The following is a 24,801-nucleotide window of genomic DNA, read 5'->3' on the forward strand; positions in this document are numbered from 1 at the left end:
TCGGTCCGGAGCGGCGTGAGCCGCGGAGGACGGGAAACCGTCTCACGCCGCCACGCGGCGTCCAGCACTGGCACAGACCGCGGGATTCGGTCCGGAGCGGCGTGAGCCGCGGAGGACGGGAAACCGTCTCACGCCGCCACGTGAGCGGAGCGAGAGTGGCGGAGGGAGAGGGATTCGAACCCCCGGTAGAGTTTCCCCTACTGCGGTTTTCAAGACCGCCGCCTTCGACCGCTCGGCCATCCCTCCAACGGCTCATTATCTCACTGGCTCCAGGACTTCCACGCCGCGCATGTATGGGCGGAGCGCCGGGGGCACGACGACACTGCCGTCGCGCTGCTGGCCATGCTCGAGCACCGCGATGAGCGTACGTCCCACGGCGAGACCGGAGCCGTTCAGCGTGTGGACGAACGCCGACTTGCCGCCGCCTGTCGGCCGATACCGAATGCCGGCGCGCCGCGCCTGAAACGCCTCCGTATTGCTGCAGGAGGAAATCTCGCGGTAGGTCTGCTGACTTGGCAGCCAGACCTCGATGTCGTAGGTCTTCGCCGCCGCAAAGCCCATGTCGCCCGTGCAGAGCACCACTGTCCTGTACGGCAGCTCGAGCCGCTTCAACACTTCCTCCGCGTGCGTGGTCAGCGACTCCAGCTCGTCGTACGATTGCTCCGGCGTCGTAATCTTGACGAGCTCCACTTTGTCGAACTGGTGCTGCCGCATGAGCCCGCGCACGTCCGTCCCATAGGATCCAGCCTCGCTGCGGAAGCACGGCGTGTACGCGGTGTAACGCAGCGGCAGCAGGGACTCCTCGAGCGTTTCGGTGCGATGCAGGTTCGTGAGCGGGACCTCCGCAGTCGGAATGAGATAGAGATCCCAGTCTCCCGCGACCTTGAACAGATCCTCTTCGAACTTCGGCAGGTTGCCGGTGCCGCGCAACGCCGCGCTGCCAATCAGGAACGGCGGCTGGACCTCGAGGTAGCCATGCTCCCGTGTGTGCAGGTCGAGCATGAAATCAATGAGCGCGCGCGCCATGCGCGCACCGCTGCCCATCAACACCGAGAAGCGCGAACCTGACATCCGGGCCGCGCGCTCGAAATCGATGATGCCAAGCGCAGCACCCAGGTCCCAGTGCGGCTTCGGCGTGAAGTCGAACGTCGGGACCTCACCCGAGCGTCGCACTTCCTGATTCTCTGCTGCGCTCCGACCGACCGGCACCGTCACGTGTGGCAGGTTTGGAATCGTCAGCAGCAGCGCGTCGCGCTCCGTCTCGACGCCGGCGAGCTCGGCGTCGAATCGCTTGATCGCCTCGGAGCGCTCGGTGCTCCCCTCGAGCAGCGCCGCAACGTCCTCGCCCGTACGCTTCGCGCGACCAATCGCTTCTCCCGCACGCTTCCGCTCCGCCCGCAACGCTTCCACGCGTGGCAGGATGTCGCGCCGTGCCACATCGAGCGCCGCCAGCCGGTCAAGCGCCTTCTCCGTCCCTGGCCCGCGCGTCCCCAGCCGTTGGCGGACATCCTCGAACTGGTCTCGCAGTGACGCCGTGTCGAGCATGACTGGATTGTATTCCTCTACTATGCTGTTGCCATGACACCGACCGTTCGTAAAGCCGTCTTCCCCGTTGCCGGCCTGGGTACACGCTTCTTGCCTGCCACCAAGGCTCAGCCGAAGGAAATGCTGCCGCTCGTCGACAAGCCAATCATCCAATACGGCGTCGAGGAGGCTGTGGCGGCCGGCATCGATCACATCGTGCTCGTCACTGGACGCGGAAAGAACGCCATCGAGGATCACTTCGACGTCAACGTCGAGCTCGAAACATTCCTCGAAGCGCGGGGCAAGCAGGATCTCCTTCGGGAGATTCGCGCCATCTCCGACCTCATCAACGTCGCCTATGTACGGCAAGGCGAACCGCTCGGCCTGGGGCACGCCGTGCTGGTCACGCGCGACCTCGTCGGCGATGAGCCGTTTGCCGTGGTCCTTGCCGACGATGTCATCGATGCGCAACCGGTGGCGATACGGCAGCTCACGGATGTCTTCGCGCAAGTCGGCGGGCCGGTATTGGCCGTGGAGCAGGTCCCGCGCGAAGAGATCGGCCGCTATGGCGTCATCGATGCCGAGCCCGTTGGCGATGGGGTGTTCAAGATCCGCGACCTCGTCGAGAAGCCACGGCCGAGCGACGCGCCCTCGGACCTGGGCATCATCGGCCGATACGTGCTCACGCCGGACATCTTCGACGCGCTCGCCGCGACGCGCGAGGATCGAACGGGCGAGATCCAGCTCACCAACGGCCTCCGCGCACTGCTCAAGAGTCGGCCCATCTACGCCTGCCACGTGAAGGGCACGCGTCACGACACCGGAAACAAGCTCGGCTTCCTGAAAGCGGTGGTCTACTTCGCGCTGAAACGGCCGGAGCTGGCCGAGTCGTTCCGAGCGTATCTCCAGAGCCAGACAAAGCTACGGTGAGCTACGAGGAAGATGAGGAGGGGGTTGAAGCGCCGCTGCTCTTGGCACCAGTGTCGCTCTTCTTTTCGCCGGTGCTCTTAGCACTGCTTTCGCTCTTGGCGCTGCCTTCGTCCTTTGCCGTCGCTTCGCCCTTGGAGCCGCCATCTGTCGCGGTGCTGCCGTTGCCACCCTTCCGCGCATAGTCGGTGATGTACCAACCCGTTCCCTTGAACTGGATGGCGGGTGACGAAGGAAGCTTGCGAATCGCTCCCGCACATTGGGGACAATCGGCAAGGGGCGCGTCGGAGAATTTCTGGATGACCTCGAAGCGGTGACTGCACTGTTCGCATTGATACTCGTAGAGCGGCATAGTTACCTACCCGTACAGCCCATCAATTGTAGCCGGTCTCCCTCCTCCAGCGCAACGAGCATCCCCACGGCAGGGCGCCGGCATCCTCGGGAGCAGGGCACGGACCCGTTACTCCAGCGCCACACCATCGTCGGCGGCACCGAGGAGGAGGCGGCGATGTGCTGGAAACGGCAGCGTCCCCTGGCCCAGCAGCCGGTCGTGAAACTTCCGCAGCGAGAAGCTGTTGCGCTCCTGACGCTCGCAATCGTCGCGAAGCTTGAGGAGCATGAGCTTGCCGAGGGCGTAGGTCACGTAGCCCGGGTCGAAGGTGCCGCGTTCCGCCTCACGCCTGGCCGATCCCTCCTCGAGCAACGCCTCGTCTCGGAAGAAGCGCACCCCTTGCTCAACCGACCAATCGTCGGTGTGAAGCCGCACACCAACCACGAGGCGCGCCAGACGCACGAGCGCTTCCACGAGCTGGCCGAGCTCGATGGCGGGATCTTGTTCGCCAAAGCCCGCCTCGATCATCAAGTGCTCACCGTAGTGGGCCCATCCTTCGACAAACGACATCGGCGCCAAGAGCGCTGAGCGCCGCTGCTTCGGGGACACGCGGCGCAAGTGCTGAAAGTGCAAGAAGTGCCCAGGGTAGGCCTCGTGCATGGAGATTGCCCAGAGCGTCGCGTCGCTGAAGTCGCGCAGATGCTCTTCCTGCCGTTCTGGCGACCAGGCGGGATCGACGTCCGTGACGTAGTAGCTCGAGCGGATGGGGCGCGGCTCGAACGGTCCGGGCGCCCAGAGACTCGCAAAGGTCCATCGATAGAATGGCGGCGTGGGCCCAACCTCGAGCGCCGCGTCCTCTGGCACCGATACGAGCTGGCGCGCACGGAGAAAGTCAGCCAGCGCCGTGACCTGCTCGCTCGCTCGCGCAACCATTTGACCGGCTGGCGGGTGGGCGCGCTTCACCGCTTCCCATACCACGGCCGCCTCGTCACGGCCGACGCGTGCCGCAGCGCGGCGAAACGCCTCCTTGACCGAGTCGATCTCTCGGAGGCCAATGGCCAACAGCCGATTGGCGTCTGCCGTGACACCCTCATCGAGACGCAGCTTTTGGAGAAACCGCTCGCTTCCCAGCCGGAACGACGCACGGGCCCGCGGCGCGAGCTCCTTCTCGAGATACTCGATTGTCGCTTCGAGAGCATGCGTGGCTTCAGAGGAGGCGTCCGCGAGGTCGCCAAGCAGCGAGAGCTCATCGACCGTGGCGAACGCCCGGGGCAGGTCACGCTCAATGAACTGCAACAAGCCACGCAGCGTCTCGACCGCTGTCCGGATGAAGATGCCGGGCGGCTCTTTCACGTTGTTCCGCAGCGCATCGAAGAGTCGCGGCACTTGCCAGAGCTTGGAGACGACCCGGCGCGCGCGCTCAGAAACGGGCGCGTAAGGGAAGATGGCCTGCGCGGCAAGGCTCACGGCCAACGTCTCCGCGTAGAGCTGCGGATTGCGCTCCCATGTACGAACGGTTTCCAGCTCGTACACACGCGACTGTAGGTTGCTCGACAGCGCCTCGGCCTCAACCCGCTCCTCATCGTTCAACACGGCGGTCTTGATTGCCGCGAGGCGGCGTGCGAATCCACCGAGCTCGCGGGTCTGACGGTCGATGGCTGCGCGCGAGAAATCCTCGAGGAGGTCATCGTAGGCATGAACACCATCGAACGTCGCGCCGGTGGGCTCCTGCTCGTAGCGCCAGCTCAGATAATCCTCGACGAAATGCGGAAGCGCTTCGGCCACGCCGGCTCTTCCTAGGGAGCCTTTCGATTGACGAGTCACTTTATAGTCTTCGGCTTTCTGGATTCTGGGACTTACGGGCGTCGTCGGGAGAAAACGGGGACAGTCCTCGCTTTCGGGAGACGACGTGGGTCGTTACCAAAATAGCGGGCCGAAAACGGGCGGTCCCGTCCTCCCCGGGTGGTGCCCAGCCGTCGGGCTGGGGCCCGCAAGACCGACAATGTAGAATACGTCTTCTGCGGCTTCTGAAGTGGTCTTTTGCATTTCGCATGCGTCTTTTCCGCCCGACACCCGTCAGTAGGCCTTGATTGTCCTGCCTCAGCAGGCGAAGGATCGCGCCAGCATGGGAGGCCGCCTCTATGTCGTTTCCACGCCCATTGGCAATCTGGAGGATGTCACGCTGCGGGCACTCCGGGTACTGCGCGACGTGGCGCTCATTGCTGCCGAAGACACGCGTCGGACCCGGCGCCTGCTCGCCCATGCCAGTATAGGCACCCGCATGATCAGCTTGCACGGTCACAATGAGCGGGCGGCTTCGGCTCGAGTGCTGGGCGAGCTGTCGGCGGCGCGCGACGTGGCGCTCGTGAGCGACGCCGGGACGCCGCTTCTATCCGATCCTGGCCTCGAGCTGGTTCGCCAGGCGCTCGACGCCGGCATCCGTGTCGAGCCGATCCCGGGACCAAGTGCAGTCGTCGCCGCCTTGGTCGTGTCGGGGATGCCGTCGCACCAGTTCACGTTCCTCGGATTCCCGCCAGCGCGCGGCAAGGAGCGCCGGGCCTGGCTCCAGACCCTGGCCCAGGAACAGCGAACCGTGGTTTGCTTCGAGGCGCCTCATCGCATCCGCCGGACGCTACAGGATATTGCGGCCCTCGTGGGAGACTGTCAGGTTGCGGTGTGTCGCGAGCTGACCAAGATTCACGAGGAATTGATTCGAGGGCCAGTTTCAACCGTGCTCGCAGCGGAGTCCCTCCAGCACCCCCTTGGCGAGCTTACTCTGGTGTTTGACCTATCAAGTGGAATCGCTGCACCTGCTGAGGGGTGCAGCCCCGTTACCGATCAAGAGATTGCTTCGCTATTCGGTCAAATGATAGATAACGTGGGTCCTTCAGATCGCCGCCCTCGCCGACGGGCAATTGCCGGCGTGGCCACTCGTTATGGCATTAGCCAGAAAGAAGTGTACGCTGCCATAGAACGGGCGAAGCGGTGCATGCCTAGCAACCATGACTGAGCTGCAAACCATCATCCTGGCGGCAGGGCCCGGTTTGCGAATGCACTCTCAGCGGCCGAAGCCGCTTCACAAACTTGGGGGCATTGCCCTATTAGATTGGGTCTTAAGAGCCGCACACGCCGATGGAGCCTCAACAACAACAGTAGTTATAGGTCATAAACCAGAATTGATCCGTGAGGCGCTCCGTGCGTGGCCCGCGGTCCGTCTTGCCGTCCAGCAACCACTCCTTGGTCCCATCCACGCAGTCGCCTGTGCGGTAAAAGCGCTTGGGATGGTGCACGGCACCTATCTCATCGTCCCCGCCGACCTGCCGCTCCTTCGTCCTGCTACGCTGCGGCGGGTGGTTGCCGAGCACACACGGTCTGGCGCGGCAATGACGCTCGCGACGGCAGTGGTGCCCCAGCCGTACGGCTACACACGCGTTTTTCGCCAGCAGGGCCGCCTCACGCACATCGTCGAGGAACGGGACTTGTCGCCCGAGCAGCGGCGCGCTCGCGAGATCGCGGGGGGCGTGTGCGCCTTTGCCGCGGCTCCGCTTCGGGAGATTCTGGGGACGCTCGACTGGCGAGAGGGAGAGCGTGATCGCACGCTGCCCGACCTGGTGGCGTTGTTCAAAAAGCGTGGCCTCGCCATTCACACGGTCGAGGCTGTTCAGCCGGGCGAGCTGATGGGTGTGAACTCGCAGACCCAGCTCGCCGAGGCAGGTGTTCTGATGCGACAAGCCAAGAACGAAGAGCTCATGGCAGCAGGTGTCACCCTGGAGGACCCTGCCACCACCTACGTCGGTCCCGACGTGGAAGTGGGGCCGGACACAGTGCTCCATCCCAACGTTTACCTCGAAGGCCGTACCCGCATCGGCACCGCCTGCGAGATCCACTCCGGCACGCGTCTCGTGGACTCGGAAGTGGCGGATCATGCAGTGGTCTTGAACCACTGCGTCATCGAGGAGTCGCAGATTGGATCACACGCCACGGTTGGGCCGTTTGCGCACTTCCGGCCGGGCACGCGCGTTGGCCCGGAGGCGAAGATCGGCAACTTCGTCGAGCTCAAGAAGACAACGTTCGGTCGCGGCTCGAAGGCGAACCACCTGACATACCTCGGCGACGCGATCGTCGGTGAGCGTGTCAACGTCGGGGCGGGCACGATCACCTGCAACTACGACGGCACGACGAAGCACCAGACAGTCATCGAGGACGAGGCGTTCATCGGCAGCGATTCACAGCTGATCGCACCAGTGCGCGTGGGCCGAGGGGCGTATATAGCTGCGGGATCCTCGGTCACGGACGAGGTCCCGGCGGACGCGCTGGCCGTGGCACGCAGCCGGCAGGTCAACAAGGAAGGCTGGGCCCGGGAACGGCGTAAAAAGGCGCACGGTGCGGAATGAAAGTCGCGCCGGCGCCCTGGCGTTTGCAGCGCCTATCAGGCCAATGAGTTGCGGGATGAATCTCTATGTGCGGCATCATCGGTTACATCGGTGAGCAGGCGGTGGTTCCGGTCATTCTCGACGGGCTCCGCAAGCTGGAGTATCGAGGCTACGACTCTGCGGGTGTGGCTGTCGTCCACAACGGCACGGTCGACGTTCGCCGCTCGGCTGGCAAGCTCGCCTGCCTCGAAGAGGCGCTCTCCATGGCACCGCTCGAAGGCGACTATGGCGTGGGCCACACGCGGTGGGCGACGCACGGGCGCCCCACCGAAGAGAATGCGCATCCCCATCGCGATTGCAGCGGCCGTCTGGTGGTGGTTCACAACGGCATCATCGAGAACTACATCGAGCTGAAGCGGCAGCTCCAGAGCGAGGGACATCGTTTCGTCACGGAGACCGACACCGAGGTGGTTGCGCATCTGGTGGAGCGCGAAATGCGCGGTGACGGCCTGGAGCAGGCGGTCCGCCGTGCATTGCTCTCCCTCCGCGGCCTGTTCGCGCTGGTGCTGGTCTCGGCCGACGACCCGAGCAAGATCGTCGCGGTGCGCAACGGTCCACCGATTGTCGTCGGTCTGGGAGAAGGCGAGTTCTTCGTCGCCTCCGACGTTCCGGCCATCCTCAGTCACACGCGCGACGTCGTCTTCTTGGACGATGAGGAGATGGCGGTTGTCACGCGGAGCGGTGTGCAATTCACCGACTATGCGGGTGGCGCCGTCTCGAAGGCCACGCAGCGGATCCTCTGGGATCCGATCATGGCCGAGAAGGCCGGGTACAAGCACTTCATGCTCAAGGAGATCTTCGAGCAGCCCTGGGCCATCCGAGAGACGGTGCTCGGCCGAACGTCAGTCGAGCAGGGGCGGGTGTTTCTCGACGAGGCGTGCCTGGACGAGGCCGCCGTGCGGCGCATAGAGCGTGTGCTCGTCCTGGCCTGTGGCACGTCCTGGCACGCGGGCCTCGTTGGCAAGTTCCTCATCGAACGGCTCGCGCGCGTTCCCGTGGAAGTGGACTACGGCTCGGAGTCTCGCTATCGGCAAGCGATCATTTCGGACCGCGATCTCGTGGTCGTCATCACACAGTCGGGTGAGACCGCCGATACGCTGGCAGCGCTGCGTGAGGCACAGCGCTTCGGACCCCGCACGCTCGCCATTTGCAATGTCGTTGGAAGCATGGCACCACGCGAGGCGGACGGCACGATCTACACACACGCCGGTCCTGAAATCGGGGTTGCCTCGACAAAGGCGTTCACCGCCCAGCTCGTCGCGCTGCATCTGCTGGCGCTGTATCTCGCGCAGGGCCGTGGTACGTTGGACGCGGACGAGATCCGCTCGCACGCCGCAGCGCTCACCCAGCTGCCGCTCACGGTCGAGAAGGTGCTGCAGCTCGCTCCCACGATCGAGGAGGTGGCGCGACGCTTTCACCACCGGCGGGACTTCCTGTTTCTCGGTCGCGGCATCCACTACCCCATTGCCCTCGAAGGGGCGCTCAAACTGAAAGAAGTGTCGTATATCCACGCCGAGGGTTATCCCGCCGGCGAGATGAAGCACGGCCCGATCGCGCTCATCGACGAAGATCTGCCGGTGGTGGCCCTCGCGCCTGGCGATCACCTGTTCGACAAGATGGTCGGCAACGTCCAAGAGGTCAAAGCGCGCGGCGGCTGCGTGATCGCGCTCACTACCGAAGGGGACACGCGGATCCAAGCCTTGCTTTCGCCGGTGCTCGATGTGAACCTCCAACTGCCGGTGACCGATCCGCTCCTCTCGCCTGTCATCATGACAGTCCCGCTGCAGCTCCTCGCGTACTACGTCGCCGTCCGCCGCGGATGCGACGTCGACCAACCTCGCAACCTCGCGAAGAGCGTGACTGTAGAGTGAGTGCCTTGCTCTCCACGCGTCTGTCAGCGAGCTGGTCGCCAGGAGTTGCGGCCGCCTCGGCGAGGCGGCCCTACCATCGCCCACTGTCGTGTTCGCGTCGGTGAAGGTAGGGCGCGTTCGCCGAACGCGCCGTGCTCGCGCGCATCGAGATTCCAGCTAGTTGCAGGAATTGCGATCCGCGATTCATCGCAGAATGGCAATTCCTGCCTCGCGTGTATTCGTTCCGACGTTGTGCGCTGAACGCGTCTTGATCGGCCTGCTATACTGCATCTGCTCGTTACTGCGGCAGCGAGCGCGTGTCCTTCCGAGGTAGCTGTGTCGAACCCGCACCCACCAATCTCTAGCCCTGAGTCGCCAGCTGCTGGCTCCGTCTCCTCTCTGGACGATCTCAACCCAGAGCAGCGCGAAGCGGTTCTGCATGCAGAAGGTGCGCTGCTCATCCTGGCGGGCGCGGGCTCCGGTAAGACACGTGTGATTGCGCACAGGATCGCGCATCTCGTTGGCAGCGGCCTGGCCTCGCCGCACGAGGTGCTGGCAGTGACGTTCACCAACAAGGCCGCCGAGGAAATGCGGCAGCGCGTGGCGCGGCTGCTTAGCACCGACCTGCGCGGCCTCTGGATCTCCACGTTCCATGCGCTGTGTGCACGCTTGCTGCGACGCGAGGCGCCTGCAATTGGCCTCTCGCGCGACTTCGTCATCTATGACGCCTCCGACCAGCTCACACTCGTGAAGCGCATCCTCCGGGAGCTACACATCGACGACAAGCTGATCCAGCCGCGAGCGGCCCTCTCGCAGATCAGCGACATCAAGAATCGGATGCAAGGACCGGAGGGCCTCGAGGGGAGCTGGAACTTTCGTGAGCAGAAGATCGCCGAGATCTTCCGCGCCTACCGGCGCGCTCTCACGGCAGCCAACGCGCTCGACTTCGATGATCTCCTCCTCAAGACCGTGGAGCTCCTCGACGACGCCGAGCCGGTCCGCCTGCGGTACTCGCATCAATTCCGCTACGTGATGGTGGACGAGTACCAGGACACGAACCGTCCGCAATACCTGCTCATTCGCCAGCTCACGTCGGCACACGCCAACATCGCCGTCGTGGGGGATCCGGACCAATCCATCTACAAGTGGCGGGGCGCGGATATTCGGAACATTCTCGACTTCGAGCAGGATTATCCCGACGCGACGGTCGTGCGTCTGGAGCGCAACTACCGCTCGACGCAGATCATCCTCGATGCCGCGTCGTCGGTCATTCGGCAGAACAAGGACCGCAAGGAGAAGCGGCTCTGGACCGATCGCGCGGGCGGCTCGAAGGTGCTCTACTTCCGTGGAGCGGACGAGCTCCAGGAAGCAGACTTCCTCCGCCGGATGGTTCAGAGCGGCGCAACCGCGGACTCATCGGCAACAATGGCGATCCTGTACCGCATCAATGCTCAATCGCGCGCCATCGAAGATGCCTTGATGCGCGACGGCATTCCATACCGGATCGTTGGGGGTGTCCGCTTCTACGAGCGCAAGGAGGTCAAAGATACCCTCGCGTATCTGAAGATCGTGCTCAACCCGCATGACGACGTGAGCTTTCGACGTGTGGTGAACACGCCGGCGCGTGGGATTGGGAAAGCCGTACTGGAGGCTCTGGACTCGACCGCGCCTCGACCGGAGACGCCCACGCCTCTCCTGGTCACTGCTGGTCTCTTTGAAATCTCCTCCTCCCAGTCCCTTTGCGCACGGAGCGCGCAGCTCGTGGCCTCCCGCCAGCTCCCCGCTAGAGGTACCGCCGCGCTCAGCGCGTTCATCACACTCATCGAGCGCGTCAGCGCGCAGGTCCGTCAGCATGCCACCGTGGCGGACTCCGTCTCGCACGTGATCGAGGAGTCAGGCTACCTCCGCATGCTCGAAGAGGACCACAGCGAGGAGGCTCGCAGTCGCATCGAGAACCTGAAGGAGCTGGTCTCCGCCGCACGCGAGTATGAGCAGCGCGAGCCGGACGCCTCGCTCGGCGGCTTCGTGGACAAGTTGTCGCTACTCTCCGAGGCAGACGAGACCGAGGGCAGCGCTCAGGCGCGGGTCTGGCTGATGACGCTGCATGCGGCCAAGGGCCTCGAGTTTCCGGTCGTTGCGATTGCGGGCATGGAAGAGGGCCTCGTGCCGCACACGCGCGCGTTCGAGAACCGCGAGGAGCTCGAAGAAGAGCGCCGCCTCTGCTACGTGGGCATGACGCGAGCCCAGGCGCAGCTCGTGCTCACCGGCTCGTACCGCCGTCGCGTCTTCGGCGAATACCAAGCGACGGAACGGTCGCGGTTCCTCGACGAGATCCCGAGCTCACTCATCGAGGAGCTGCCGGCGTTTGGCGTGCCAGAGCACTCGCGGCGTGCGCCCTTCGAGCGCCGGGCCACACCCTACGGGCGCCGCTCCGTACGCGAGACACCACCCAGCTACACGTACGAAGACGAGGACCAGTCTGCGACGGACCTTCGCCCGGGCCAACGTGTTCGCCATCCTCGATTTGGCGTGGGCACGATCGTGGGCGTCGAAGGTGCAGACGAGAAACTCAAGCTCACCATCCGGTTCGCAGACTATGGGCAGAAGAAGGTGATGGCTCGCTTCGCACAGCTCGGGCCCGTCTAGCACAATCGGCATTTCGCGGATGTAGACTTAGGGCTATGGAAACTCGATCTCTCGGGACTCAGGGACTGGTCGTTTCGGCTATCGGGCTCGGCTGCATGGGCATGTCGGAGTTCTATGGTCCAAGCGACGAGCAGGAGACGATCGCGACGATTCATCGCGCGCTCGAGCTCGGCGTCACGCTGCTCGACACGGCTGACATGTACGGGCCGTACACGAACGAGGCGCTCGTCGGGCGCGCTCTCCGCAATCGCCGACAGCAGGCGATCATCGCGACGAAGTTCGGTATCGTGCGCACGGACGACCCCACATATAGGGGCGTGTGCGGCCGACCCGATTACGTCCGCAAGTCATGTGACGGCAGCCTGCAGCGTCTGGGCGTGGACGAGATCGACCTCTACTATCAGCACCGCGTCGATCCGGACGTTCCAATCGAGGAGACGGTTGGCGCCATGGGGCGCCTCGTCGAGGAGGGCAAGGTTCGGTTTCTTGGCTTGTCCGAACCTGGATTGGAAAGTATCCGCCGTGCGCACGCCGTGCATCCCATCTCCGCCCTCCAGAACGAGTACTCGCTGTGGAGCCGGGATCCGGAAGACGAGGCCCTCCCCTTGTGCCGCGAGCTCGGCATCGGGTTGGTGGCGTACAGCCCGCTCGGCCGAGGCTTCCTGGCGGGAGAGATTCGCAGCGTCGACGATTTCGCCCCGGACGACTATCGCCGCAAAGCGCCGCGCTATCAAGGAGAGAACTTTCAGAAGAACCTGGATCTGGTCGACAAGATTCGCGCGCTGGCAGGCGACAGGGGGGTGACGCCCGCACAGCTCGCCTTGCGCTGGGTCATCGAGCAAGGCGCCGATATCGTCCCGATCCCGGGGACGAAGCGCCTCCGCTATCTAGAAGAGAACGTCGCCGCGCTCGACGTGTCACTCATCGCACAAGACGTCGAGGAGATCGAAGCGATTTGCCCGCTCGGCGCCGTCGCGGGCGCTCGGTACACGGAAGCGATGATGCGGTTCGTCGGACGGTAGGGCTTGGGTCACCGGGTCACCCAGTCACCGTTACTCTTCCTCCGGCGATGAGTCGCTGTCGACCGTCTCGGCGGGACCGCCGTTCTCGCCACCTTCCCCGTTTTCTCCGTTCTCCCCATTCTCCGGAACGATATCGAGTCGCGCGATCGCAACAACGCCATCGTCATCGTGGATGTCGATGAGGCGCACGCCCTGTGTCACGCGGCCAATGAGCCTGAGCGTCCCTGTAGGCATCCGCAGCACTTTGCCTTTTTGCGTGGCGAGCATCAGCTCGTTCTCGCCCGTCACGTAGACCATGCCGACTACCGGGCCATTGCGCTCGGTGGTTTGGATGTTGATGACGCCGTAGCCCCCGCGCGATTGCAGCCGATATTCCTCGAGCAGCGTACGCTTGCCGTAGCCGTGGGCAGTGACGGTGAGCACGGCGCCGCCAGGCGTCACCGCGTTCAGTCCCACCACCTCGTCTCCCTCGCGCAGCGAGATGCCACGCACGCCGTATGCTGTTCGGCCTGTCGGCCGCACGTCGCCCTCGGCAAACCGAATGGCCACGCCTTGGCGCGTGGCGAGCACGATCTCGTGACTCCCCTCGGTGCGCCGCGCCGCAATCACGCGATCTTCTGGGTCGACGCCCATGGCGATGATGCCACCGGCGCGCGCGTTGCGATATGCGTAAAGATCGGTCTTCTTGATGACGCCCTGGTGCGTTCCCGCGACGATGAACTGCCGGCCCTCCTCCGCAGGCCACTCGCGCACGGCGACAATAGCAGCGACTTTCTCCTCGGGTACCATCTGTACAAGGTTTGCAATCGCCTTGCCCTTGCCATCCGGCCCGACGTCGGGAATCTCGTAGACGCGCAGCGCGTAGACACGGCCGCGGTCCGAGAACACCAGCAGGTAGGCGTGTGACGATGCCACGAACAACTGCGTGACGTAGTCTTCGGCTCTGAGCGTCATTCCACGGCGGCCCTTGCCGCCACGGCCCTGCGCCCGGTAGGCGGAGATCGCGGTCCGCTTGATGTAACCGGTCCCGCTCACCGTAATCGCCATCTCCTCGTCCGGGATGAGATCCTCCATGCGGAAGTCTTCACCCTCTTGCTCGAGGATCTCGGTGCGGCGGTCGTCGTCGTAGGTATCGCGCACATCCCGCAGCTCCCTGATGACGATCTCCATCAGGAGCCGATCGCTGGCGAGAGTCTCCCGCAGCCGCTCGATCGTCTGCAACACGTCCGCAAGCTCGTCGAGAATCTTTTGCCGCTCCAGCCCAGTCAGGCGTTGGAGCTGCATGTCCAGGATGGCTTGCGCCTGGATCTGGGTCAGCCCGAACTGACCCATGAGCCCCTCGCGGGCCTCCGCCGGGCTCTTCGCCGCACGAATGAGCGCGATGACGGCATCGAGATGGTCGAGGGCGATCTTGAGGCCTTCGAGGATGTGCGCCCGAGCTTCGGCCTTCTTCAGCTCGAACTCGGTGCGGCGGCGCACGACTTCCCGCCGAAATTCGACGAAGTGGTCGATGACGTCGACAAGCGGTAAGACCCGCGGCCGGCCGCCAACCACCGCCAGCATGATCACGCCGAAGGTCGTCTGCAGCGCCGAGTGCTTGTAGAGGTTGTTGAGGACGACATCGGGCAACGCATCGCGCTTGAGCTCGATCACGATCCGCAGCCCCTCTCGGTCCGATTCATCGCGGAGGTCCGAGATACCTTCGATCGTCTTCTCGCGCACCAGGTCCGCAATGCGCTCGACCAGCTTGGCCTTGTTGACCTGGTACGGGATTTCCGTCACCACGATTGCTTGCCGATCGCCCCGCGGCAGATCTTCGACAGTCGTGCGAGCGCGCAACGTGATCACGCCGCGGCCACCCCGATAAGCCTCATAGATCCCGCGCTTGCCGACAATGATGCCGCCGGTTGGGAAGTCCGGACCGGGCACCAACTGCATGAGACGACGCTGGCGGTCGTCACGCGCCAGACGCGTCCCGTCGAGCGCTGGCTCGGTGATGGCAATGGTCGCGTCGACGACTTCACGCAGGTTGTGCGGCGGGATGTTGGTCGCCATCCCGACGGCGATCCCGGACGACCCATTGACCAGGAGGTTCGGGAAGGGCGTGGGGAGGACAACCGGCTCCTCGGTCGTCTCGTCGTAGTTCGCGATGAAGTCGACCGTGTCGTGCCCGAGGTCGGCCATCATCCCTTCCGCCAAGGCTTCCAGCCGCGCCTCCGTGTAGCGCATGGCCGCCGGCGGATCGCCATCCATCGACCCGAAGTTCCCCTGGCCGTCCACCAGGGGGTACCGCATGTTGAAGTCCTGGGCGAGCCGAACGAGCGTGTCGTAAATTGACTGGTCGCCGTGGGGGTGGAAGTTCCCCATGACCTCGCCGACGATCTTGGCGCACTTGCGGTAGGCCCGGCTCGAGCCGAGCCCCATCAGCCGCATCCCGTAGAGCACGCGGCGGTGCGCCGGCTTGAGCCCATCACGGATGTCTGGCAGCGCCCGACCGATGATCACGCTCATCGCGTAATCCAGGTACGAGCGCTTCATTTCATCTTCGATGGCGACGGGGATGCGGGTCGAGGTGGTCATGCAAACAAGGGGTCTAAATGTCCAGATTCTTCACATCGAGAGCGTTGCTCTCGATGAACTTGCGTCGCGGCTCCACCTGATCGCCCATGAGCGTGGTGAACATCAAGTCGGCTTCGGCATGATCCTCGGCGCGCACCTGGAGCAGCGTCCTCACCTCCGGCTTCATCGTCGTGTCCCAGAGCTGGTCCGGGTTCATCTCGCCGAGACCCTTGTACCGATTGATGGCCACACCCTTGCGGCCACCGGCGAGGAAGTAGTCGACCAAGTCCGGGACCGAGGCAACTGCAACCTCCGCCGGCGCACTGCGCGCCGCCGCCCGCCGCGCGGTTGCGGCAGCGTCCGGCACGCCGATCTCCGCGGCCGCGGCGCTCTCGGCGGCCGCAGCGGCGTCTCCTGGCGCGGCCGAGGCCTCTTCTTCTTCCCGCGTGTCCGGTCCCGCGACATGCGCGACGATCATCTGACCTTGAAGCGCCTTCACGTCCCGGTATCCGCCAAGGAGCGCGCGATAGTCCGGCGTGCTCACGAAATCCAGCCCGATGTCGAAGCGCCTGGGGTAACCGGAGGTGCGATCGTCGATCATCAAGCGAAACGCATTGTGCTCCTCATCCACCTCCACGCCGACACTGCGGCCGGCGCTGGCCAGCCGCTGACCGAAGGCATCAACGGCCGCGCGGTCCGCGAAGAACGTCAGGTCCTTGATCCCTTCGTCGAGCAGCGCGTACAACAGGTCGGAGGCCGGTCCTCGGCGCTCGACCAGCTTCAGGTTCTTCCGGAAAGCAATCAGGCGCTGCAGAAGCTGGACGAGCTCCTCGCCGCTGACCTCGCGCTGCTGGTCGACGAGGCGAAGCAGCCGTGACTCCACGGCGCGACGCACGAGGAATGTCTCGAGATCGCGATCGTCCTTGATGTACGTCTCCCGCTTGCCCTGTTTGACACGGTAGAGCGGCGGCTGCGCGATGTAGATGTACCCGTTGTCGATCAGCTCGCGCATCTGGCGGTAGAAGAAGGTGAGCAGCAACGTCCGGATATGCGAGCCGTCGACGTCCGCATCCGTCATGATGATGATGCGGTGGTATCGCAGCTTCGACAGGTCGAAGTCGTTCTCGCCTATGCCACACCCGAGGGCGGCGATCATCGTCCTGATCTCGTCGCTCCCCAGCATCTTGTCGAAGCGTGCCTTCTCGACGTTGAGGATCTTGCCCTTGACCGGGAGGATGGCCTGGAAGCGTCGATCTCTCCCCTGCTTGGCCGATCCGCCGGCCGACTCTCCTTCGACGATGTACAGCTCGCTCTGCGCGGGATCACGCTCCTGGCAGTCTGCCAACTTCCCTGGAAGCGTGCTGTTGTCCAGTGCGCCTTTGCGGCGTACGAGATCCCGCGCCTTGCGCGCAGCCTCGCGCGCCCTCGCGGCGTCGATGGCCTTCGAGACAATCTTGCGCGCGATGGTTGGATTCTCTTCCAGGACCGCGGCGAGCCGGTCGTTGACGATGCTCTGGACGATACCCTTGACCTCGGTGCTTCCGAGCTTTGCCTTGGTCTGGCCTTCGAACTGCGGATTGGGCACCTTCACGCTGACCACGGCCACGAGACCCTCACGGATGTCGCTGCCGTCAATCGTCGTATCCTTCAGGTCCTTCGTGAGATTGGAGTTGGACGCATAGGCGTTGATGGTGCCCGTGAGCGCCGCGCGGAAACCGGAGAGATGCGTCCCTCCATCGACCGTGCTGATGTTGTTGGCGTACGTATAGACCTGCTCGATATAGGCGTCGTTCCACTGCAGCGCGATCTCGACGTCGACACTCTCCTTCTCGCCCCGCATGTAGATTGGCTCGTCGTGCAGCACGGTGCGGTTCGTGTTCAAGTACGCCACGAACTCGCTGATGCCACCCTGATACTCGTACCGTGCGTGCTTCCCATCCTCGCGCTCGTCATCGAGCGTGATCACGACGCCTGCATTGAGGAAGGCGAGCTCTCGCAGGCGCTGCGCGAGCGTGTCGAAGCTGAACTCGATGGTCTCGAAGACGAGTGGGTCTGGCCTGAAGGTGACTTTCGTGCCCCGCCGTTTCGTCGTGCCCAGCGTTGCCAAAGGCGCAAGCGGTCTTCCACGCTCGTAGATCTGCTGAAAGACGTCCCCGTTGCGATAGATCTCGAGCGTCAAGCTCTCCGCGAGCGCATTGACCACGGACACGCCCACGCCGTGTAACCCACCGGAGACCTTGTAGGCGCTGTCCTTCTCCCCGAACTTGCCGCCTGCGTGCAGCGTGGTCATGACGACCTCCGCTGCTGATTTTCCGCTCTCGTGCAAGTCGATCGGGATGCCGCGCCCGTTGTCGAGGACCGTGAGCGAGTTGTCGACGTGGATCGTGATGTTGACCTCGTCGCAGTAGCCCGCCAGCGCCTCGTCAATCGAGTTGTCGACGACCTCGTAAACGAGATGGTGCAGGCCTGGCGGTCCGGTTGTACCGATGTACATACCGGGCCGCTTGCGGACCGCCTCGAGGCCTTCGAGCACCTTGATGCTCTCGGCGCCGTAGGTGTCCGTCTCGGCGGGCGGCGACACGCGGCGTTCCTCCGGCTCTGGAATATCGGGGGTCAGGTGTTCCATCGAATCGTTCTTGCAGGCCGAAAACGGGCTGCATTCACGGCGGTCGCCCGAATGCACCGCATTTTGCCGTCAGATGCGCATCGGCATGATCACGTAGGTGTAGTCGTAGCCGTCGACACCCACGGGCTTCAGGAGCGCTTGGCTCGCCTCATCCTTCAAGGAGAGACTGATGGTATCGCTCTCCACCGCTCCGAGGAAATCGAGCACGTACTGAGCATTGAAGCAAATCTGCAACGCGGCCCCTTCGTAGTCGACGAGCAGCTCCTCACGGGCTTCTCCGACTTCTGGGCTGCTCGACGTGACCTCGACCTTGCCGGGTGCGATCTGGAACTTCACGGCTCGAGAGCGCTCGTTCGACAGCAGTGCGACGCGTCGCACTGCGTTGTTGATGCGCTCGCGGTCGAACGTCACGGTCTTGTCGTTTCCCTTTGGAATCACTCGCTCATAGGCTGGAAATTGCGCATCCATCATCCGCGAAATGAGTGTCCGACCCTCCACGCGGAAGAAAAGGTGGTTCTCGGATCGCTCATAAGCAATCGCCTCCTTGCCCTCACCGAGCAGCTTGCTCAGCTCGAGCGTCGTCTTCCTTGGCAAGAGCACCTTCACACCTTCGTCGTCATCGGACACCTTCGCGTCGCCGTTCTCGCGCGGCACCGTGACGAGGGCAAGGCGATGACCATCGGTCGCAACCAAGGTCATCTGTTCAGGCTTTAGGATGAAGAGCGCCCCGTTCAGGTAGTACCGCGTATCCTCCCCCGTCATGGCAAACTGCGTCTTCTCGACCATGTGCTTGAGGGACTCACGCGGTAGCGTGGCCACGGCCTCGCCCGCGTCCGGCAGCTGTGGGAACTCATCCCGTGGCAGCGTCGACAATCGCGATTCGAAGCGTTCAGCCGCCACTTTAACGCCGCTCTTGTCCTGCTCGATTCGTACGTCCGTCTCGGGCAGCGCCTTGATGATCTCGTACAGCTTCTTCGCTGGGAGGGTGACGGCACCTTGCTTGGCCACCGAGGCCGCACAGCGGCTCCGAAGACCAACCTCGGTGTCGGTCGCGGCAAGCTCGACACTCTCACCGCCCGCCTGCACCAAGACATTGGCAAGCACCGGCAGCGTAGTCTTGCGCTCCACGATACCTTGGAAGAACTGCAGCTCACGGAGCAGGTCACTCTTCCGGACGACGAGTTCCATTAACGTGCTGTCCTTGGTCTGTCGCACTGCCCGGCCGTCGACGGGCGGCAAGCTCGAAAAGCTGGTGAGCCTCTCCACAGGCGGCGGGTGCGTTGTTTGTGCCCCTTGAAGGACCTTTCGGCAATCCCTTCCATCGGTCCTTCAGTAATCTAGCCTTAGAGATAAACCAACATAGAATTATAGCAAGAATAAGACGTGTTGAAAAGGCGGACGCGTCAATTACTACTTGTCCTTCAGATACTTAGAGCGCTAAATCCCTGTGGATCCACGGTGTGCCTGTAAGCGGACCTCTTGTGGGTAACGGCGGCGCTCGAAGCATCGACAGAACATCCACAGACGCCACGTCGGATCATCTGTGGAAAATCGCGGCCGGCTCGCCGAGGCGGCCCTACACTTTGTCAATGGTAGGGCGCGTTCGCCGAACGCGCCGCGCTCGCGAACCCCGTTTCAGGTTACCGAAAGTTGTCGATGAAGCTGTTGATAATCCTGTTGAAATCCGTGTCTCGCTTGCGCAGCTCCTCCACCTTTCCTATCGAGTGAATAACCGTCGAGTGGTGCTTGTTGAAGGCGCGACCAATCTCTGGGAGTGACGCCTTGGTCAACTCCTTGGAGAGGAACATGGCGATCTGGCGAGGCATGACGACCGATTTGGAGTTGTCCTTGGATCGCAGCTCGCTCAGTCGCAGTTGGTAGTAGTCGGCGACGAATTTCTGCACGGCGTCGATCGTGACGGCGCGGTCGTCGCCGCTTAGGACGTTCTTGAGCACGTCGTGTGCGAGGGCGACGGTGATCTCGCGCCCGGTCAATGACGCGTACGCCACGAGGCGAATGAGGGATCCTTCGAGCTCTCGAATATTCGACTTGATCTTGCTGGCGATATAGAGCGCAACGTTGTCGGGAAGCGGTACAGCCTCGGCTTCTGCTTTCTTCTTGAGAATCGCCACCTTCGTTTCGAGATCCGGTGGTTGGATATCGGCGATGAGCCCCCAGTTGAAGCGCGATCGCAAGCGCTCCTCGAGCTGTGGGATCTCGTGTGGTGGACAATCGCTCGTGATGACGATCTGCTTCGACGCGTCGTACAGCGCATTGAACGTGTGGAAGAACTCTACCTGTGTTCCTTCTTTGCCGGCCATGAACTGCACGTCGTCGATCAGCAGGACTTCCACGTTCCGATAGCGCTCACGAAACTCGATGATGCGCTCCAGTTTGAGCGCATTGATCATCTCGTTCATGAAGCGCTCAGCAGAGATGTAGGTGAGGCGGGCGCCCTTCATGTGGCGCAGCACGTAGTGCCCGACGGCGTGCATCAAATGCGTCTTGCCGAGACCGACACCGCCGTAGATGTAGAGGGGGTTGTACGAGCGCGACGGGGCCTCGGCGACGGCGCGGCAAGCGGCGTGCGCGAACTGGTTGGACGAGGCCACCACGAAGGTGTCGAACGTGTATCGAGGATTGAGGCGGGCGCCGGAGACGGGGGCATCGGCCTCTTCGGGCGTGAAGAGCTCGTGATCGAGCGACGCGCTCTCAGGTGCCGAGGGGGGATCTTGGGCCACGAAGGCAATCTCGATACCGGCACGGCCGATAGAGGTGAGCGCCTCAGACAATACTCCCTTGTAGTGTCTGGTCAGCCAATCGCCAAACACATTGCTCGGCACCCCGACGAGCAGCCGGGTGCCCTCGTCCCGAATGAACGAGGTGGGGCGAAACCAGGTGTTGAAGATGTGGCGGTTCACCCGCGTCTCCACCACAGCCAGCACCTGATCCCAAATGACCACGTTCATCACAGCCCTGTAACCGCCTTGCATCAGAATGGTCGGCGGGTGGCGCCGAGAAGATCGATCTTACTCGATGACGAGCCTGACCTTTCGCCATCTCCGGCCGTCGCAGCGCGCCCTCCGCCGCGTTGGGGAGGTAGGCGAAAACAGACAAGTATCGGTTGTAATTGTCTGTGGTCTAGACGAAAGTGGTCTCTACTCCTAGCTCTGTCGCGTGCGTCGAGGCGAAGGCCCTGGAATTTCCACAGTTTTTTCCACAGGTGTGGAAAACTTCGTATAACAGCCGTTCAAGTTGGGTCGTTTAGGGAGCCACCGTGAGGCACCGCGAAGGTATCATGGCTGGTGCCGTCGCGCAACTGCTCCAGCAGGAATTGTCGTGTCGCAAACGCCCGCGAGATTGACAGGGCTCGTGCCAGCCCGGTACGATAACGGGTTCTTGTTCGTGTAGCGAGGACGCCTCGGCGACGCGTCCATACTGACGCTATGGTGGGGCGTGTTTGCCGAACGCGCCGCGAGCTTGGTCGAAAGAAAGGCATCATGAAGCGTACTTATCAGCCCAGTCGGCGCCGTCGCCTTCGTACGCACGGCTTCCTGGTCCGGATGCGTACGAAGAGCGGACGCTCGATCCTGAAGCGGCGTCGCGCGAAGGGACGGAAGCGGCTGGCTGTTTCCGGCTCGACGCGACCCGACTCGCCGCGTGCGAGCGGATCCCGTCGCTGAGAATCAGGAATCAGGATTGGCGATTCGGGATTCAGAGGAATGGCCCTGACTGGCCGTAGGCTGCGGGAGGCCAGCAAGGTTTGGCGAACACTACAGGGGTCCGCCTTCGCGGCTTGGCCGCTTCGGCGAGACAGCCTTCGCTCGAGTGAGGCCTTGCATGCGCCACACGTTCAGGCCGACCGAGCGCATTCAGCGACGCGCCGACTTCCAGCGGATCTACACTCAAGGACAGAAGCTGCACGGGCGGTTCATGACGCTGTTCGTGCTCGCGACCGACGCCGTGGGGACGCGCCTCGGTGTGGCCGCGACGCGGAAGCTTGGCGACGCGGTGCGGCGCAACCGGGCCAAGCGCCTCGCGCGGGAATTGTTCCGGCGGCACAAGCCGACGCCCGGTATCGATCTCGTGCTCGTGCCCAAGCGCGAGCTCCTGGCCCAATCGTTCACTCGCCTCGAGACGGAATTCGACACCATGATCCGCCGCGCGGGCGGCCGGCAACGATCGACACGTCCGTGACGCACATCCTTCATACTTCGCTCGTGATCTTTGCCGTCGCCGCGGTGCGGGCTTACCAGGTCCTGCTCTCGCCGTTCGCGGGCGGCGCATGCCGCTTCCAGCCGACGTGCTCGGAGTACGCAGCGGAGGCGCTGACGATCCACGGCTTCTTCAGAGGTGGTTGGCTTGCTCTGAAGCGATTCGCTCGTTGTCACCCGCTCGGACCTGCGGGTTGGGACGCCGTACCCGCGCCCGATAGCTCCACGGGCACCAACGAGCGACGCTTGGACCGCCACCAAAGAGCCTGATTCATGGAAAAGCGAGTCATTCTGGCATTCGCCTTGTCGTTCGTGGTGCTCTATGCCTATCAAGCATTGATCGCGCCGCGGCGACAGTCCCCACGCCCCCCAGCAAGCTCTGCGCCGGGCAGCCAGTCTCGGCCGGAGGCTGGAGCGCCAAGCGCGACCGCGGCGCCGGTCGCGACAGAGCCTGCTCAAGAGAAACCGCCGGCAGCAAGCGGAATCTCTCCTCCCGCTGAGAATGGAGGCGCTCCCGGCGAGACGGTCGTCGTGGAGACGGACGCCGTGCGGGCGGAGTTCAACACTCGCGGTGCGGTGCTCACACGATGGCAGTTGAAGAAGTATCGCGATAACAATGGGCACGCTGTCGATCTCCTGCCGCAGGACATCGGCGTCGAGGTGCTGCAGGCCGCGTTTGCTCTTTCAGTGCCGGACAATGAGGCGCTGTCGTCGCGGTTGAGCAACGCGCTGTTCCGGCCGAGCACGCGCAGAACAACGGTCAAGCCAGCGCAAGAGGGGATGCTGGTCCTCGAGTACGACGACGAGACGGGCCTCCATGCGACCAAGACGTTCACGATCCAAAAAGATCACCAGGCGTACGTCCTCGGCTTCAACGCCGCGGTGACGGAGAACGGGGAGGCCGAGACTCTCATTGTTCACGGCGGCGTGGGCGTCGGTGATCTCACCCGCGGGGGCGGCAGCGGCTTTTTGTTTGGGACGTATTCCCAGCCGCCTCAAGGCATCTTCTACAAGGACGAGGAGGTGACACGACTCCCGCCGGGCACCATCCGCACGGATGCGGCGCACGCAGGCAGATTTCGCTACGTTGGCATGGACGACCACTACTTCCTCGGCGTCGTCCTTCCGGGGAATCAGCCGGCGCGGGCAGACTATCGCGTGGTGCCGATACCCGGGACAGAGGAGGAGCGGGAGCTCGTCTCGTACGCATTGCGGTTCGACACCAAGCCGTCCGAGGTCAGGGCGTACTTGGGACCGAAAGACTTCAACCTGCTCGCCGCGACGGATCGCGAGCTAGTACGGACGATCAACTTCGGCTTCTTCGCCTTCCTCGCCGTGCCGCTGCTGCACGCGCTCCAATGGGTGCACGGATACGTGGGGAACTACGGGTGGGCGATTGTGATCCTCACCGTCATCATCAACGTGCTGATCTTTCCGCTGCGGCACAAGAGTGTCGTGTCGATGCGAAAGCTTCAGGCGCTTCAGCCGCAGGTCAAGGCGATTCAGGAGCGCTACAAACAGCTCAAGGTCACGGATCCGGCGCGACAGAAGATGAACGGGGAGCTCATGGGCCTGTACCGCGAGAAGGGCGTGAACCCGGCGAGCGGGTGTGTGCCGATGGTGCTCACCTTCCCCATTTTGTTCGCGTTCTACGCGCTCCTGTCGCAGGCGATCGAGCTACGTGGTGCGCCCTTCATGCTGTGGATCAAGGATCTCTCCGTGCACGATCCGTACTACGTGACACCGCTGCTGATGGGGGCATCGATGATCTTGCAGCAACGCATGACACCGGCGACCGGCATGGATCCAGTGCAGCAGAAGATGATGACGATGATGCCGGTCATGTTCACGGTGTTCTTCTTGTGGGTCCCAAGCGGTCTGGTCGTGTACTGGTTGCTCAGTAACGTGTGGACGATCGGCCAGCAATTCTTGACGAACAAGCTGATTGGGCCGCCGCAGGTTCAAGCAGCGAGACCGGCGGCCGAACGGCGTGTGAAGGGAAGTGAGGCGCGGAAGAGCGGTCGGCCCGTGCAGCAGGAGCGGCAGTGATGGATACGGAGCGAGCAACGCAATTTCGGAGCGAGGTGCGCACCTTCGTACAGGAGGTCGTGAGCGCGTTGGGTCTGGAGCTCGAAGCGCAGGTACAGGACCACCAGGACGGACTGTGTGTTGAGTTGAGCGGCGCCGAAGCGACGGAGCTGTTGCGGCGGAAGGGCGAGGGGCTGGATGCGCTGCAGCAGGTGGTGAACGCCGCGTACCGGCGGGATCTCGAGGAGGGGCATCGGATTGTCGTGGATGCCTGCGGCTTCCGCCAAGGGAAGGACAACGAGCTGCGGCAGATGGCCCGCTTCTTGATGGATCGCGTAAAGGCGACCGGTGGGGCTCAGGAGCTGGGCCCACTCAATTCTTACAGCCGGCGCATCGTCCACCTCGAGGTTGGGACCGATCCCGAGCTGGCGTCTGAAAGTCAGGGGGATGGTGCCGCGAAGCGCGTCATCATCTCGCGGAAGCCGTAGCGCCTAAGATAGGCTAACAGACCTAATTACGGCGCCACCGCCGTGACGGCCGGCACGACCCGCTATTGCCTTGCTTGGCCGAACCCCGTTTCGCAGGTAGCGCGCGGCCTTTCCGCCTCCGCGGGCGAGGGGGCTAAAGACCCCTCGCTACGT

The 24,801-nt window shown here is 63.5% G+C and carries 18 protein-coding genes and 1 tRNA gene; 11 read left to right on the forward strand and 8 right to left on the reverse strand.

The window, feature by feature from the left end:
• Nucleotides 1-156: 156 nt before the first annotated feature.
• A tRNA-Ser gene (locus GEV06_12020) sits at nucleotides 157-246 on the reverse strand.
• 9 nt (nucleotides 247-255) lie between these two features.
• Nucleotides 256-1,545 (reverse strand): serine--tRNA ligase, encoded by a 1,290-nt coding sequence (serS, locus tag GEV06_12025; GenBank protein ID MPZ18623.1) that lies wholly within the window; start codon nucleotides 1,543-1,545, stop codon nucleotides 256-258.
• A 33-nt stretch (nucleotides 1,546-1,578) separates the two neighbouring features.
• Here serS and galU point away from each other — a divergent pair, with 33 nt between their 5' ends.
• Complete coding sequence (gene galU / locus GEV06_12030; GenBank protein ID MPZ18624.1) at nucleotides 1,579-2,454, forward strand: UTP--glucose-1-phosphate uridylyltransferase GalU; 876 nt, start codon at nucleotides 1,579-1,581, stop codon at nucleotides 2,452-2,454.
• A 1-nt stretch (nucleotide 2,455) separates the two neighbouring features.
• Here the strand turns inward: galU and GEV06_12035 are convergent, their stop codons facing one another.
• Both GEV06_12035 and GEV06_12040 read right to left on the reverse strand, forming a co-directional pair.
• Nucleotides 2,456-2,803: a zinc ribbon domain-containing protein gene (locus tag GEV06_12035; GenBank protein MPZ18625.1), complete on the reverse strand. Its 348-nt coding sequence runs from the start codon at nucleotides 2,801-2,803 to the stop codon at nucleotides 2,456-2,458.
• A gap of 108 nt (nucleotides 2,804-2,911) precedes the next feature.
• Complete coding sequence (locus GEV06_12040; GenBank protein ID MPZ18626.1) at nucleotides 2,912-4,630, reverse strand: DUF885 family protein; 1,719 nt, start codon at nucleotides 4,628-4,630, stop codon at nucleotides 2,912-2,914.
• A 277-nt stretch (nucleotides 4,631-4,907) separates the two neighbouring features.
• On the opposite strand from GEV06_12040, the gene rsmI reads away from it, so the two are divergent.
• From rsmI to GEV06_12065, 5 genes are all read left to right on the forward strand, one after another.
• Nucleotides 4,908-5,792 (forward strand): 16S rRNA (cytidine(1402)-2'-O)-methyltransferase, encoded by an 885-nt coding sequence (gene rsmI, locus GEV06_12045; protein ID MPZ18627.1) that lies wholly within the window; start codon nucleotides 4,908-4,910, stop codon nucleotides 5,790-5,792.
• A complete protein-coding gene (gene glmU, locus GEV06_12050; GenBank protein MPZ18628.1) occupies nucleotides 5,785-7,176 on the forward strand; it encodes a UDP-N-acetylglucosamine diphosphorylase/glucosamine-1-phosphate N-acetyltransferase in 1,392 nt (463 codons plus the stop codon). Before rsmI ends, glmU begins: the two co-directional genes overlap by 8 nt.
• Before the next feature lie 65 nt (nucleotides 7,177-7,241).
• Nucleotides 7,242-9,086 carry a glutamine--fructose-6-phosphate transaminase (isomerizing) gene (glmS, locus tag GEV06_12055; GenBank protein MPZ18629.1) on the forward strand — a complete coding sequence of 615 codons (1,845 nt, stop codon included), beginning with the start codon at nucleotides 7,242-7,244 and terminating at the stop codon, nucleotides 9,084-9,086.
• 315 nt (nucleotides 9,087-9,401) lie between these two features.
• Entirely contained in the window at nucleotides 9,402-11,711 is a 2,310-nt protein-coding gene (locus tag GEV06_12060; GenBank protein ID MPZ18630.1) for an AAA family ATPase, read from the forward strand.
• A 35-nt stretch (nucleotides 11,712-11,746) separates the two neighbouring features.
• A complete protein-coding gene (locus GEV06_12065; protein ID MPZ18631.1) occupies nucleotides 11,747-12,733 on the forward strand; it encodes an aldo/keto reductase in 987 nt (328 codons plus the stop codon).
• A 30-nt stretch (nucleotides 12,734-12,763) separates the two neighbouring features.
• Here GEV06_12065 and gyrA read toward each other — a convergent pair whose 3' ends face one another.
• The 4 genes from gyrA to dnaA form a co-directional block, all read right to left on the reverse strand.
• Entirely contained in the window at nucleotides 12,764-15,313 is a 2,550-nt protein-coding gene (gene gyrA / locus GEV06_12070) for a DNA gyrase subunit A (protein ID MPZ18632.1), read from the reverse strand.
• A 13-nt stretch (nucleotides 15,314-15,326) separates the two neighbouring features.
• A complete protein-coding gene (gene gyrB, locus GEV06_12075; GenBank protein ID MPZ18633.1) occupies nucleotides 15,327-17,918 on the reverse strand; it encodes a DNA topoisomerase (ATP-hydrolyzing) subunit B in 2,592 nt (863 codons plus the stop codon).
• Between the two features lie 69 nt (nucleotides 17,919-17,987).
• Entirely contained in the window at nucleotides 17,988-19,106 is a 1,119-nt protein-coding gene (locus GEV06_12080) for a DNA polymerase III subunit beta (protein MPZ18634.1), read from the reverse strand.
• A 452-nt stretch (nucleotides 19,107-19,558) separates the two neighbouring features.
• Nucleotides 19,559-20,887: a chromosomal replication initiator protein DnaA gene (dnaA, locus tag GEV06_12085; GenBank protein ID MPZ18635.1), complete on the reverse strand. Its 1,329-nt coding sequence runs from the start codon at nucleotides 20,885-20,887 to the stop codon at nucleotides 19,559-19,561.
• A gap of 531 nt (nucleotides 20,888-21,418) precedes the next feature.
• Between dnaA and rpmH the strand changes: the two genes are divergently transcribed.
• The 5 genes from rpmH to GEV06_12110 all read left to right on the forward strand — a co-directional run bounded on the left by rpmH (nucleotide 21,419) and on the right by GEV06_12110 (nucleotide 24,648).
• The gene (rpmH, locus tag GEV06_12090) at nucleotides 21,419-21,601 is read left to right on the forward strand and encodes a 50S ribosomal protein L34 (GenBank protein MPZ18636.1); all 183 of its coding nucleotides are present in this window, start codon (nucleotides 21,419-21,421) and stop codon (nucleotides 21,599-21,601) included.
• Nucleotides 21,602-21,758: 157 nt separating this feature from the next.
• Nucleotides 21,759-22,115: a ribonuclease P protein component gene (gene rnpA / locus GEV06_12095; GenBank protein ID MPZ18637.1), complete on the forward strand. Its 357-nt coding sequence runs from the start codon at nucleotides 21,759-21,761 to the stop codon at nucleotides 22,113-22,115.
• Between the two features lie 5 nt (nucleotides 22,116-22,120).
• On the forward strand, nucleotides 22,121-22,402 hold the full coding sequence (yidD, locus tag GEV06_12100) for a membrane protein insertion efficiency factor YidD (protein ID MPZ18638.1): 282 nt from the start codon (nucleotides 22,121-22,123) through the stop codon (nucleotides 22,400-22,402).
• Nucleotides 22,403-22,405: 3 nt separating this feature from the next.
• Complete coding sequence (yidC, locus tag GEV06_12105; protein MPZ18639.1) at nucleotides 22,406-24,181, forward strand: membrane protein insertase YidC; 1,776 nt, start codon at nucleotides 22,406-22,408, stop codon at nucleotides 24,179-24,181.
• A complete protein-coding gene (locus tag GEV06_12110; GenBank protein MPZ18640.1) occupies nucleotides 24,181-24,648 on the forward strand; it encodes a hypothetical protein in 468 nt (155 codons plus the stop codon). Before yidC ends, GEV06_12110 begins: the two co-directional genes overlap by 1 nt.
• The last annotated feature ends 153 nt before the right edge of the window (nucleotides 24,649-24,801 follow it).

The sequence above is a fragment of the Luteitalea sp. genome (genome assembly GCA_009377605.1).
GTDB lineage: Bacteria > Acidobacteriota > Vicinamibacteria > Vicinamibacterales > Vicinamibacteraceae > WHTT01.

Excerpts from the sequence above, each read along its gene's own strand:
- GEV06_12110 (MPZ18640.1), top strand. The coding sequence starts at position 24,181 with ATGGATACGGAGCGAGCAACGCAATTTCGGAGCGAGGTGCGCACCTTC.
- GEV06_12080 (MPZ18634.1), bottom strand. The coding sequence starts at position 19,106 with ATGGAACTCGTCGTCCGGAAGAGTGACCTGCTCCGTGAGCTGCAGTTC.
- gyrB (MPZ18633.1), bottom strand. The coding sequence starts at position 17,918 with ATGGAACACCTGACCCCCGATATTCCAGAGCCGGAGGAACGCCGCGTG.
- rpmH (MPZ18636.1), top strand. The coding sequence starts at position 21,419 with ATGAAGCGTACTTATCAGCCCAGTCGGCGCCGTCGCCTTCGTACGCAC.
- serS (MPZ18623.1), bottom strand. The coding sequence starts at position 1,545 with ATGCTCGACACGGCGTCACTGCGAGACCAGTTCGAGGATGTCCGCCAA.
- glmS (MPZ18629.1), top strand. The coding sequence starts at position 7,242 with ATGTGCGGCATCATCGGTTACATCGGTGAGCAGGCGGTGGTTCCGGTC.
- dnaA (MPZ18635.1), bottom strand. The coding sequence starts at position 20,887 with ATGAACGTGGTCATTTGGGATCAGGTGCTGGCTGTGGTGGAGACGCGG.
- galU (MPZ18624.1), top strand. The coding sequence starts at position 1,579 with ATGACACCGACCGTTCGTAAAGCCGTCTTCCCCGTTGCCGGCCTGGGT.
- rsmI (MPZ18627.1), top strand. The coding sequence starts at position 4,908 with ATGGGAGGCCGCCTCTATGTCGTTTCCACGCCCATTGGCAATCTGGAG.
- glmU (MPZ18628.1), top strand. The coding sequence starts at position 5,785 with ATGACTGAGCTGCAAACCATCATCCTGGCGGCAGGGCCCGGTTTGCGA.
- GEV06_12035 (MPZ18625.1), bottom strand. The coding sequence starts at position 2,803 with ATGCCGCTCTACGAGTATCAATGCGAACAGTGCAGTCACCGCTTCGAG.
- rnpA (MPZ18637.1), top strand. The coding sequence starts at position 21,759 with ATGCGCCACACGTTCAGGCCGACCGAGCGCATTCAGCGACGCGCCGAC.
- GEV06_12065 (MPZ18631.1), top strand. The coding sequence starts at position 11,747 with ATGGAAACTCGATCTCTCGGGACTCAGGGACTGGTCGTTTCGGCTATC.
- yidC (MPZ18639.1), top strand. The coding sequence starts at position 22,406 with ATGGAAAAGCGAGTCATTCTGGCATTCGCCTTGTCGTTCGTGGTGCTC.
- gyrA (MPZ18632.1), bottom strand. The coding sequence starts at position 15,313 with ATGACCACCTCGACCCGCATCCCCGTCGCCATCGAAGATGAAATGAAG.